Consider the following 13,141-nt stretch of genomic DNA (forward strand, 5'->3'; position numbering starts at 1 on the left):
AGAGAGCGACTCCAAAAATGAGGGGGCTTGATACCATTTTAACATTCCCCCACAAGTGTAGCAGAATCACTTAGAAATCATGCGTTAATTCCCTTTGCCGCATCACACTTTGGACTTACCACATTACATTTTGCAATAGAGTTGTTGACGATATTGCTCTGCAATAGAATGCCAGTCAAAACGCTGTGCCATGGCCGCAGCACGCACTTGTGACCATGTTTCCCCCTCGAAACAAGCAATGGCTTGCGTCAACCTTTGCAAAAACGCTTCGGCTTGCTCATTTAAGCTATTGCCGTTAAAAGCAAAACCATTAACGCCATCCTCAACGGTATCCTTTAAACCGCCTACACTATGCACTAAACATGGCTGTCCCGCGCGCATGGCCAACATTTGACTGATGCCACAGGGCTCAAAGGAACTTGGCATCAAAAATAGATCGCCATGCTGATACAGCGCTTCGGATAACGCCTCGTTGTATCCCTGCAAAAATAATAGGTTATCGTATTTAGCCCCTAACGCTTGGAAAGACTTAGCAATCGATGCATCGCCACTGCCGAGTAAAATCAGCAGCGCCGTCGGTTTTGTTTGCTTCAATGCTTTAAGTAAGGTTTCAAGCACAGATAAACCCGAGGGCAATTGATGGCGCAGCAGTAAGACTTTTTGATCGGTCAAACGGCCCACCGAAGTCAATAACAGACTCGGTACTTGCTCCGCCATCGCTTGACGCCAATGGGCTTGGGTGCGGGCAAAGGCGATCATGTCCACGCCACTCACTTGCGTTTGATGCCCCTGCCATTGCACTAACGCAGTTTCAATCGCACTGAGCAATTGCTTGAACTCGGGTACTTGAATACGCGCAGGTGGCTTAGCGGGTAAATCCGATACTGACGAATACACACAGCCATTTAAAATCCCCACCACTTTGCCGTCATTGGCCTTGGCCTGTAAGTCTTGCTCTAACCCTTCACCACCAAAGAATCCCGCTTCGGGTCTGGAGGGCTGCAACACTTCTTTGGCATAACTGGGTGAGACTAAATGCACTTTATCGCTCAGCACTATGCCCATGCGCATAGGGTTAACACAGTAAGGATAACGGGGATCAGTAATTAACTGTTTTTGCCCCTGCGTCAAAGTGGCAAACAGCTCGGGAAACCAAGCCGCAAAGGAGGATGAGTCTTGGCTTAAGGGACGTATCCCCTGCAGTGCAAGATTGTGGATAGAGAACACACACTCAATGTCTTTGAGAACACTGAACTCAGGCACGAATGCTCTTAACATGGCTAAGCAGCCCGCATGCCAGTCATGTAAATGCAGCACAGTCGGCATAGGCACTCGGCCAGTAACTAATGCTGTCGCGACGCTCGCGCAAAGGAAAGCAAACTTAGTCGCATCGTCGGCGAAAGGACGCTCGGCACTGCCTTGGCTATAAATCTGCCCAGGTACGGATTGCCATAATGCATGTTCGAGCAAATAAATCATCGCCTCTGGCACATGGGGATGGGGCATGGAAAACAAATGCACTCGCTCCAATCGACCACCAAAGGCCACAGTTAACTCACCCAGATCTTGGGGTTGATTCGCTACCGCAGTCAAAAAGCCATAGCTTGGCATGATCACATCGACGCACAAATCAACACCCGCCAAAGCGGCGGGTAAATCACGGATGACATCCGCCATACCGCCAACCTTGGCGCCCGCAAGGGCACCGTTTTCAGCCGCGACCATCAAAATGCGTTGTTTCAATTAATTGGATACTCCCGCTACTTCAACTGTGCAGCTTTTATTAAGCTGCCTATACCTAAGCCATTTTTACTTTAATGATCAATTTACTTTAATGATCAAAGCACTATTCATAGCCTACAGGCAAACCTAGCATGTCACGGGTCACTAAAGTCACACCTTTTTCGGACACCCTAAAGCCTTTAGCTCTGTCGTGATCATGGTTATAACCTATCACCATGCCTTCGGGAATAATGCAGCCACGGTCAAGTATCGCATTCTTGATTTTGCAATGGCGCAGCACGACTACATCGGGTAGCACTACTGAATCTTCAACTAACGAATAAGAACAAACGCGCACTTCGTTAAACAATACACTACGGCGCACTGTCGCCCCCGAAATAATACAACCGCCCGAAACAATCGAGTCCAACGCCATACCGCGTCTGTCATCGTCATCAAACACAAATTTAGCGGGTGGTAATTGTTCTTGGAAAGTCCAAATTGGCCATTTCGCATCGTACAAATTCAGTGCTGGCGTGGGCGATAACAGTTCCATATTCGCTTGCCAGAAAGAATCTAGCGTACCCACATCGCGCCAATAGGCTTGCTCGTTCGGGAAAGCGCTCTTAAAGGGATAGGCAAACACATTATGTTTTTCGATGATCGCAGGAATAATATCCTTACCAAAATCGCGATCTGAGCTTTCATTTAAGGCATCTTTCTTGAGCTGGTCAAACAAAAACTCTGTGTTAAACACATAGTTGCCCATAGATGCTAAACACATTTCAGGATTACCCGGAGAATGCTTAGGTTGCAGCGGCTTTTCTTCAAAGCCTAAAATGCGCATCTCTTCATCGACTTCCATCACCCCAAACGAACCCGCAGCTTCGGCAATCGGCACTTCAAGGCAAGAGACTGTCATATCTGCACCCGACTCGGCATGGGCGGCTAATAACCCAGCATAATCCATGCGATACACGTGATCGCCAGACAACACCATCACATATTTAGGTAGCTCGTGGCGAATGATATCGATATTTTGAAATACCGCATCGGCCGTGCCTTGGTACCAGTTTTCCGAATAGCGTTGTGAAGCGGGTAAAATCTCCACCGACTCGCCCAGCTCCTTCTTAAAATGGCCCCAACCGCGCATCACATGGCGGATCAAAGAATGCGACTTGTACTGAGTCACAACCCCGACACGACGAATACCCGAGTTGATACAATTTGAGAGCGGGAAATCGATAATACGAAACTTACCACCGAAATACAGTGCAGGTTTAGCACGCCAATCCGTGAGTTCATGCAAGCGAGACCCGCGCCCACCAGCTAAAATCAACGCATAGGTTTCACGAGTTAAATTACTGATATAACGAACATTAGACATAGGCTCTTACTCCGAAATCGGCAAACTGATTGCCCATAAATGGCTTATCGATACGGCAGACACTGCCGTACTCCCCTGAGTATTTCTCACTTGCATTCCCCATTCCTTCCATTGATTACTGCATTCCTTTCAAATACTTATACTCATCCGCTATAACAAGACTTATAACCCAGAGCCCAATCGCTACAGTTTCCAAATTTCATCGCGATAACCTGCGATCGTCACATCACTCGAAAAACGTCCACTGGCGGCGGTATTGCGAATACTCATCTGCGTCCAAACCTGCGGATCTTTATAGGCCCGCGCCACGGCTTCTTGCACGACTCGGTAACTGTCAAAGTCGGCGGCCGTCATCCATTGATCGTCGCTACTTTCGATGGCGGTAATAATAGGATCGAAAATCCCCGGTTCCAGCAGATTGAAGTGACCACTTTTGAGTAACTTCATCACCTCAGATAACGCCGGTGAATCGTCAATAATGCTGCGCGGATGATAGTGGTTACGTACCTGCGAGACCTGCTCCGCATTGAGTCCGAACAGGAAGAAGTTCTCTGAGCCCACTTCCTCTAACATCTCGATATTGGCGCCATCCATAGTGCCGATGGTTAGGGCGCCGTTCATCATGAACTTCATATTGCCCGTGCCCGATGCCTCTTTGCCCGCGGTTGAAATTTGCTCGGATAAGTCAGTCCCTGGGCAGATTTTTTCCATGGCGCTGACGTTGTAGTTTGGTAAGAAAGCAAAGCGTAGATAAGGCGTCACCAAAGGATCGGAATTGACCATATGAGCAACATTGCTGGCGAGTTTGATGATCAACTTAGCCATAAAGTAACCGGGCGCCGCTTTACCGCCGATCAATACACAACGTGGCACCATGTTTTCGGTGTGGCCTTGCTGGATCTGATGATAGAGATGGATCACATGCAAGATATTGAGTAACTGACGTTTATATTCGTGAATACGCTTCACTTGCACGTCAAACAGCATAGCCGGATCGAACTCAACTCCACATTCCTTAACAATCATCTTAGCCAGCAAAGCCTTGTTGGCTTGCTTCACATCACGCCATTTTTGGATAAACGCATTGTCCTGTGTGAGGGCATTGAGCGCCGTTAACTGGCTTAAGTCTGTCACCCATTCTTGACCTAAATGGGCAGTCAGTAACTTAGCTAAGGCAGGGTTACAATGGGCAAGCCAACGCCTTGGCGTCACACCATTGGTACGGTTATTAAACTTATGCGGCCACAACTCATAGAAATCCTTAAACAACCCAGATTTGAGTAGTTGCGTGTGTAAACCCGCGACACCGTTGACCGAGAAACTCGCCACAATCGCCAAATACGCCATGCGCACATGGGGATGTGGACCATCTTGAATAATTGACATACTCGCCAATTTCTCACTATTTCCAGGCCAATGGTGGGCGACTATATCTAAGTAACGGGCGTTGATTTCATAAATGATTTCTAAGATGCGTGGCAGCATTTGCGCCATCATACGCACGGGCCAACGCTCTAGTGCTTCAGGCAACAGGGTATGGTTAGTGTAAGCCATGGTCTGACTGGTAATCGCCCACGCACTGTCCCATTCCAAACCGTATTCGTCGATCAATAACCGCATCAACTCAGGCACGGCAATGCTAGGGTGAGTGTCATTCAACTGCATGACATTTTTAGCGGCAAACTGCGTAAAATCATGACCATGACGACTCACCCAACGTTTGAGTAAATCCTGCAAGCTAGCGGAGGATAAAAAGTATTGCTGACGTAATCGCAGCTCTTTGCCGTTCTCGCTCGCATCATTTGGATAGAGTACCATAGTGATCTGCTCGGCCAAGTTTTTACGGGCCACGGCTTCTGTGTAGTCGCCTTGATTAAACTCAGCTAAATCAAAATCATCGGTCGCTTCAGCCTTCCACAATCTCAAGGTATTTACCCGCCCATTGCGATAACCAGGAACTGGCATGTCATAGGCGACGGCGAGCACATCTTGGGTTTCAACCCAAATAATGTGCCTACGGCCTTGTTTATCGACATAGGATTCGGTATGACCAAAAAATGGCACAATCACGTTGTGGGTAGGGACACGCACTTCCCACGGATTGCCTTCGCGCAACCAACGGTCAGGGCGTTCAACTTGGTAACCGTCGACTATCTTCTGGGCGAACATGCCATATTCGTAACGTATGCCATAGCCTGTCACTGATAAGTCCATGCTGGCGCAGCTATCGAGAAAACACGCTGCTAATCGACCTAGGCCGCCGTTGCCTAAACCGGCATCATGTTCGGCCTCTTCTAACTCTTCTAGCGATACGGCATAGTTGCTCAAGGCATCACGGCTATCTTGTTGCAAATCTAAACTCAGTAGTGCATTACCTAGTGCTCGGCCCATCAAAAATTCGAGGGATAAATACGCCACTTGCTTGCGCTTAAAATGGCTGTCATCCACTCGAGTCTGACGCCAATTATCTAGCATCTGTTCTTTCACGCTGTAAGCTAACGCTTGAAATAATTCGCAGCTCACGCCTTCGCCACGGCTGAGTCCATAACGTAAATGGCGCTCAAAGGAAGCGGGCAAAGCATCGCAGGGTTCACAGGGCTCAGCGGCTTTGGACTTAGTCTGACGCTTAGCGGGAGCCTTCTTGCTCGCGGCTTTTGACTGAGCTAGTGTTACTGGTTTTTCGCTGGTATTGGGGCTCAGCTCGCTTTTGTCACTCATAGTTAATTCCTTCATTTCCTATAAAATCAGCATGAAAAAGCATGAGACTACGATCTTGCAGTAAGTATCGCGTCGCAGAGATCTGAACATCCAGCGGCTCAGTTTGGGTATGAATAAGGCATTGCCACGGACTCAAGTGCTCGAAAGTCGGCAGGGTAAAAGCGAGAGGATTGTCGTCGGCATTAACCATCAACAGCAAAGCTTGCTGCTTGCCTTGATCTTCTAAATCACCGGAAAGCACCACAGACAAACTGCGGCACATAGATTCGGTCCACAAGCTCTTGGTCATTTGTTCACCTTGGCGACTAAACCAATCTAATCGAGTACCAATATCGGCTAAGGATTCAGCCAATAACTGTTCGTGAATGAAGCGCTTAGCACATAACAGCGGGAAACGTTTCCGCAATGCAATAAGCTGTTGAGTAAAGGCCAACAGCTCAGTGTCCATGCCCTTTGCCGACCAATCAAACCAGTTCAATTCATTGTCTTGGCAATAGGCATTATTGTTGCCTTGCTGAGTGCGGCCTGTCTCATCACCGCTCAACAACATAGGCACACCTTGAGATAAAAATAGCGTAGTCAATAAGTTACGTTGTTGACGACTGCGAAGTTCCAGAATTGAGCTATCTTCGGTTTCCCCTTCAATCCCATAATGATGGCTGAAGTTTTCTTGGTGACCGTCGCGATTATCCTCCCCATTTGCCAAGTTATGGCGCTGGGTATAACTCACCAAGTCTTTAAGGGTAAAACCGTCGTGACTGGTTAAAAAATTAAGACTGGTCGCAGGTGGACGGCCACTGTGCTCAAAAAAATCCCCCGAGCCGTGAAAACGCCGAGCAAATTCGGGCAGCATGCTGTGATCGCCGCGCCAAAAGCGGCGCATAGTGTCTCTATATCTGTCGTTCCATTCGCTAAAAGCCACGGGGAAATTGCCCAATTGATAACCACCAGGGCCGATATCCCAAGGCTCAGCAATCAATTTCACTCGGCACAAAACAGGGTCTTGCAACAGCGCATCGAAGAAACCTGAGCCGGGATCAAAACCATAGGCTTCGCGACCTAAGCAAGCCGCCAAGTCGAAGCGAAACCCATCGACACCCATGATTTCTACCCAATAACGCAGCGAATCCAGCACGAGCTGTAACATGCGTGGATGATTGATATTTAAGGTGTTTCCACAACCCGTATCATTAATATAAAAACGCTTATCGTTAGGATGCAGGCGGTAATAACTGAGATTATCTATGCCACGAAAACTAAAGGTCGGCCCAAGTCGACTCCCCTCGGCGCTGTGGTTATAGACCACATCGAGGATCACTTCGATACCTGCGCCGTGAAGTGCATTCACCATGGCCCGAAACTCACCAATATCGTCGGATGACAGATAACTCGGCTCAGGGGCAAAAAAGCCGATACTGTTGTAGCCCCAATAGTTAGTGAGCTTTTTCTCGAGCAAAAATGGCTCAGTGAAAAAGGCCTGTACAGGAAGTAACTCGACACACGTCACCCCAAGTTCGGCCAAATAATCGATAGCCGGCTGAGTCGCTAAACCCGCAAAGGTGGCACGTTTATGGGGTTCAATCTCAGGATGCGCCGCTGTAAAGCCTTTAACATGCATCTCATAAATGATGCTGCGCTCTAGGGGTTTGGGCTGAAACCTCGACGCAAGGGGCTGAATCGACTGCTTGGCAGCTATCTCGATTAATGGACGAATGTCCACGACCTTGCATTTTGGCACATGGGCAGCGTTATCTAACTTACTGAAAGATAAGTCTTCATCCATGTGGTTCAGCTCGTAACCATAGTTAGACTCATGGTCGCGATATTCACCGACGAGCTGGCGCGCATAGGGGTCGAGCAATAATTTATTGGGGTTAAATCTGTGACCAAGCTGAGGCTCATAGGAGCCATAAACGCGATAACCGTAGAGTTGCCCCGCCTTAAGCCCTTGCACAAACACATGCCAGATTTGCTGGGTTTGTTCAGTTAACACAATACGCGCGACTTCTTGCTCGCCATTGTCATCAAATAAACATAACTCAACCGCTGTTGCGTTAGCTGAAAATAACGCAAAGTTGACGCCATCGCCCTCAACATTAGCACCGAGCGGAAAAGGCTCACCTACCCCTAACGCCCATTTTTCGCTTTGAAATGGGTGGTTTTTAGCGTCAGGGTTGAGCTTAATATCATCAGCCGTGGGCTTTTGCATGCTAGTTCGCCTCAGCCAATCCGGTTAACGCAGGCCCTATGACTAGACAGCCCAAGGGCGGCACAGTGATCAGCGCGCTCTGCGCCATTCCCTGCCACGGTAGCGACTCAGCAACCACAGTGCCCGCATTACCTTGGTTACTGCCACCATAAATCTGGCTATCGCTATTAAGATATTCGCGGTAATCCCCCGCCAAAGGCAAACCAATACGGAACCCAGTGTGCAATTGGGGCGTCATATTGATGACAAACACTAACGGCGCATCACCCGCTAAGCCGTAACGCACAAAGGTAAAGATGCTGTCGCGGCTATTTTCACAATCTAGCCAACTGAATCCTGCCCCCTCGTAATCCTGAACTGATAAAGCAGGCATGGCTTGATATAAGTGATTGAGATCTTTAAGCCAACGTTGCACACCTTGGTGCGGCTCGTAGGCCAATAAATGCCAATCTAAACTCTGGTTATGGTTCCACTCATTTCGCTGACCAAACTCGCAGCCCATAAAGAGTAATTTCTTCCCGGGATGCCCCCACATAAAACCGTAATAAGCACGCAGGGTGGCAAATTTCTGCCAATCATCACCGGGAATTTTATGCAGCAACGAACCCTTGCCGTGGACCACTTCATCGTGACTCACGGACAACATAAACTGCTCGGTATAGGCGTACATTAAACTGAAGGTCAATTGATGATGGTGGAACTGGCGGTAAAGCGGGTCACGGCCTAAGTAGCTTAAGCTGTCGTTCATCCATCCCATATTCCACTTAAAACCAAAGCCGAGACCTTGCTGATCCGTCGGCTTAGTCACCCCAGCAAAAGCGGTGGACTCTTCGGCAATCATGCAAATGCCGGGGAAAGCTTGGTACAAGCGTTGATTCAAAATTTGTAAGAAACTGATGGCCTCGAGATTCTCCCGTCCACCATAGGCATTAGGCAGCCATTGGCCCGGCTCGCGGCTGTAATCGAGATACAACATAGAAGACACGGCATCGAGACGCAGGCCATCAAAGTGGAACTCCCGCAGCCAGTAACAGGCATTACTCAACAAGAAGCTGCGCACTTCACCGCGATCATAGTTATAAATTAGGGTATCCCAATCGGGATGTGTACCCTTGCGAGGATCTTCATGCTCATACAAACAAGTGCCATCGAAACGCACTAAGCCGTGAGGATCCTTAGGGAAATGCGCCGACACCCAATCGAGGATAATACCAATCCCCGCCTGATGGCAGGTATCCACAAAGGCCTTTAACCCATTGGCATCGCCAAATCTGTGGGTCGGCGCATAGAGACCCACAGGCTGATATCCCCACGAACCATCAAAGGGAAACTCGCTGATCGGCATCAGTTCGATATGGGTAAAGCCTTGCTCCTTCACATAGGGAATAAGCTGTTCAATCAAGTCTTGATAATCAAGATATTGCTCGCCTTGCTCTCCCTTACGACGCCACGAACCTAAGTGCACTTCGTAGGCCGACATGGGCGCTTTATGCCAAGCAGTCGCCGCTCGCTTACTCATCCAAGCGGTATCATTCCAGCTATGGTGGGCTTTTGGGGGCACGATAGAAGCATTGTGGGGCGCGCATTCCATTTGGGTTGCCATAGGATCGGATTTAGTATGGCGCTCACCATTTTGATAAACCAAATCAAACTTATAGTGTGCACCTTCAGCCACATTGGGTAAAAATAGCTCCCATAAACCATTGGCAATATGTTGGCGCATCACATGGCGAGTATCATCCCAATGGTTAAAATCTCCCACCACAGACACCCGCTTAGCATTGGGTGCCCACACACAAAAATGCACGCCTTCGACGCCTTGGGTTTGACGCCAGTTGGCACCTAAAAATTCATAGGCACGCTCGGCGCTGCCTTCACCAAACAGGTAAATATCGTCACTATTGAGCAGTGAATCAAACTGATAAGGGTCGACTATATCTAACTGACACAGGGGATATTCCACCCGTAGCAAGTAGAGAAACGGCTTGACGCGTCGTCCCAGAGTGCCAGCGAACAGTCCCTGCTCGTTGACCTTGTCCAGACTCGCCACTTTGCGGCCATCTTTAATACTGATCACATCCACACTGAGGGCATTGCGTAAAAAACAACGAACAATTAATGCCTTACCCTCGTTGGCACTGTGCATACCCAAGAGCGAAAAAACATCAGTGTATTGACCATTAAGTAGGGCGACGTCGGCACCATCGTAGAAATAGGCATTGGCTTGAGTCATCATTTTTCTTCCGTTTATCAGTCAATTAAACTTGCAAATTGGCACTCTTTACCCACATCCCCCTAATAATCTCATCTTTAGGGATGGCATAATGTGGTGCGACTTAGGCAGCCTTTCGCTGGTGCTAGATTTAGCTCGGTAGCTGTCTCGCCACAGCGATATTTTGTAATCGCTGCAGTATCTCTGGCGAAGTCGACACTTGCGTTAAATTCAGCGGCAGGCGACGCTGCCAATTTGGATATTCGAGCCAAGTACCAGGAATGTTCACCGCATGGCGATCGGCTAATAAATCGCACAGTTGCACGCTGTATAGCGCACTATTACCGCGAGCTCCTAAGGTCATCCAAGCCGTGAGCAAGGTTTGAATATCGAGTTCGGCTATCGTCACATCGGCTAACAGACCTTGAGCGACTAACAGTGAAATCAGTTGCTGCTTTTCATGTTCACGCCCAGCAAGCGCCTCGCCTAGCTGCTCGTCAGTTTCAAACAGGGATAACTGTCGACGCAGGTGTAAATCACTGCCACACCACCAAGCGACTAAAGTCGGCACATCGTGGTTCGCCAGCATCATCAGGCTCTGGGACTTATATTGATCCGGTGACTTAAAGCCTTGATGGTCTTTACAGAAATAGAACAACTCGTTGGAATAAATGCCAGAAGAGTAGAGACGATGAATAATGTCCGGTGGCACTAGCCCTAAGTCTTCACCAATCACCACACAGCGGGCGCGTTGACTCTCAAGACAAACGATGGCAAGCAAGGTTTCGACGGGATAATACACATAGGCACCGTGACCGAGTTGCTTATCCAGCGGCCACCACCAGAGTCGCAGTAAGCCCATCACATGATCGATACGCAAGGCACCACAGCTTTCCATATTGGCGCGGACCAAGGCGATAAAATGACTGAAATGATGTTGTTTTAACTTCACCGGATCGAGTGGCGTTAAGCCCCAATTTTGTCCTTGGGGTGCAAAGGGATCGGGCGGTGCACCTATGCTAGCATTCAAACAAAACTGCTCGGCATTAGCCTGTACTTCACTGCCCTGCAGCGCTGCACCGACGGCCAAATCACGGATCAATCCCAGCCCCATACCCACCTCTTTAGCTTTTAGCTGACAGAGGTGTAACTGCTTTTCAGCCACAAATTGCAGGTAAAGATAGAAACCTTCCTCTTGCACAAACGCTTTAGGACTACGCAAATATTCCGCTTGAGCAAACTCTTGTAGCGCACTGCCCTGCTCACGCACAAACTCATGGAATCTTTGCGCTCTGGGCGTGTCGTTCGCCAGATGCGTGTCACAAAAAACGCGATATAACTGCTCAAAGGCACGGTATTTCAGCTCGCTCACTTTAGGATAATCGAGCCAATTATCACGATTCAGTAAGGCGATAGCCTCTACCCAAGTAGCGCTTGAAAATTCAGTGGCAAGAGTTTGGTATTCAGGAACGCTTTGTAATTGAATATATAGAGGATTAAGTCTGCGGCGATCGCACGGACTATAGGGACTCGGATGCTCTGGCGCCGCGATATCGAGGGCGTGCAAGGGATTGAGTTGAATAAAATCCGCGCCCTGCGCCGCCACCAGCCCGATCAGTTGTTCTAAATCACCAAAGTCGCCAATGCCCCATTGGCTCTCGCTGCGCAAACTGTAGAGTTGGACGCTGATCCCCCAAGGTTTATGGCGTTTACCTTGGGCAACAGCCGTGAGTACGCCTTGATAAGCGGCCCGCGGCGCCACCATTAAGGTGCCAGAGAACAAAGTACGAGTATCAGCCTCTGCCGTCACACAGCCCTCTAGCGCAGAGCTTGCCGCTTGTGCACTTGTCGATAGGGCATGTTTTAAGCTTAAGGCTATGCGATGAAAGCCCAAACCTAAAACAGAGAAATCACTCGCATTTTTGTCTGCTACTTGCGCAAATGAGTCTTGGTTTTTTGTGAATGCAGGGTTGTTAGTGAACTCTTGGCTGCTCAGGAAATAGGACGCTAAATTCACCGCTTCAGTCTCGGCGGGCATTAAGTTGTCAGGGTAAGCTTGGGTCTTGGCCTCAGCTAAATCGAGGCGTGCGAATCCCAGTTGCGTAAGATCAAGGCGATAGTGTAGATAAAGCGTTTGTTCAATGCGGTAATCGCCAATGGACTTAAGCGCCGAGAAAGGCACATCAAATACGATGGACTCACCCTGTTCGCATTCAATCGCCACACTCAGATCTGAGGTGTAGGTTTCCGGTAAACAAAGGCTTATCCAAGGTTCATCCACAAAACACCAATGGAATTCAGGTAGAACCTGAGTCCAAGGACGGGCATCCAGCAAGTCAATTTGCGACGCGATCAATGCTTCGGTCAATACCGCATCGACACAGGTCAGCCCAGCATCACTCGATAACGCTTCTGTAGCAGGAGCATCAATGGCAGTCCCTGCCACGCTGTTTTTTTCCTGTAACATACAGGTCAAGATACCTTGCCTGTCTACCTCGGAAATATGGATATTTTGGCCAAAACAATCAGTAAATTCTGCTCCAACTCCCCGCAAATACAGCAACTTTTCCAGCCCCATATTTTGTCGCCCCCGCGACCGCTCATCCATAGCTTTAGATATACAGTAACCATGCCAACGAAAAGTAACAAGAAGATGACATAAATATTTCAGAGAAATAACAAAAAACTTTTTCAAAAAATCAGTAACTTACTAGAAGCACTCAGTTAAGTTGGCACTCAGTGGCCATCAGGATATAAAGAGTGGAATGCACTAAATTGGGGCATGCGTTCAGCAAGAGGGCAAGCATGGCTCCTAAAGCATGCAATAAGTGAAGAACAAAGGGATAGAAATAACATGACAAACGTAAGTCATTTTTATGTCATTGCATTCAGA

The 13,141-nt window shown here is 48.5% G+C and carries 6 protein-coding genes; all 6 read right to left on the bottom strand.

What is annotated here, in order from left to right; translation table 11 throughout:
* Positions 1–123: 123 nt before the first annotated feature.
* Positions 124–1,743: a glycogen synthase gene (locus HGO26_RS03390; protein WP_168823330.1), complete on the bottom strand. Its 1,620-nt coding sequence runs from the start codon at positions 1,741–1,743 to the stop codon at positions 124–126.
* A 103-nt stretch (positions 1,744–1,846) separates the two neighbouring features.
* The gene (glgC, locus tag HGO26_RS03395; RefSeq protein ID WP_006085131.1) at positions 1,847–3,109 is read right to left on the bottom strand and encodes a glucose-1-phosphate adenylyltransferase; all 1,263 of its coding nucleotides are present in this window, start codon (positions 3,107–3,109) and stop codon (positions 1,847–1,849) included.
* Positions 3,110–3,292: 183 nt separating this feature from the next.
* Complete coding sequence (locus HGO26_RS03400; RefSeq protein ID WP_131522996.1) at positions 3,293–5,827, bottom strand: glycogen/starch/alpha-glucan phosphorylase; 2,535 nt, start codon at positions 5,825–5,827, stop codon at positions 3,293–3,295.
* The gene (gene glgX, locus HGO26_RS03405; protein WP_168823332.1) at positions 5,820–8,036 is read right to left on the bottom strand and encodes a glycogen debranching protein GlgX; all 2,217 of its coding nucleotides are present in this window, start codon (positions 8,034–8,036) and stop codon (positions 5,820–5,822) included. Before glgX ends, HGO26_RS03400 begins: the two co-directional genes overlap by 8 nt.
* A gap of 1 nt (position 8,037) precedes the next feature.
* Entirely contained in the window at positions 8,038–10,272 is a 2,235-nt protein-coding gene (gene glgB / locus HGO26_RS03410) for a 1,4-alpha-glucan branching protein GlgB (protein WP_168823334.1), read from the bottom strand.
* Positions 10,273–10,399: 127 nt separating this feature from the next.
* Positions 10,400–12,826: a 4-alpha-glucanotransferase gene (gene malQ / locus HGO26_RS03415; RefSeq protein ID WP_168823336.1), complete on the bottom strand. Its 2,427-nt coding sequence runs from the start codon at positions 12,824–12,826 to the stop codon at positions 10,400–10,402.
* Positions 12,827–13,141 lie beyond the last annotated feature (315 nt).

This window comes from Shewanella oncorhynchi, assembly GCF_012584455.1.
Taxonomy (GTDB): domain Bacteria; phylum Pseudomonadota; class Gammaproteobacteria; order Enterobacterales; family Shewanellaceae; genus Shewanella; species Shewanella oncorhynchi.

Coding starts and splice junctions, on each gene's coding strand:
- glgC (WP_006085131.1), bottom strand. CDS start 3,109: ATGTCTAATGTTCGTTATATCAGTAATTTAACTCGTGAAACCTATGCG.
- HGO26_RS03400 (WP_131522996.1), bottom strand. CDS start 5,827: ATGAGTGACAAAAGCGAGCTGAGCCCCAATACCAGCGAAAAACCAGTA.
- glgX (WP_168823332.1), bottom strand. CDS start 8,036: ATGCAAAAGCCCACGGCTGATGATATTAAGCTCAACCCTGACGCTAAA.
- glgB (WP_168823334.1), bottom strand. CDS start 10,272: ATGATGACTCAAGCCAATGCCTATTTCTACGATGGTGCCGACGTCGCC.
- malQ (WP_168823336.1), bottom strand. CDS start 12,826: ATGGGGCTGGAAAAGTTGCTGTATTTGCGGGGAGTTGGAGCAGAATTT.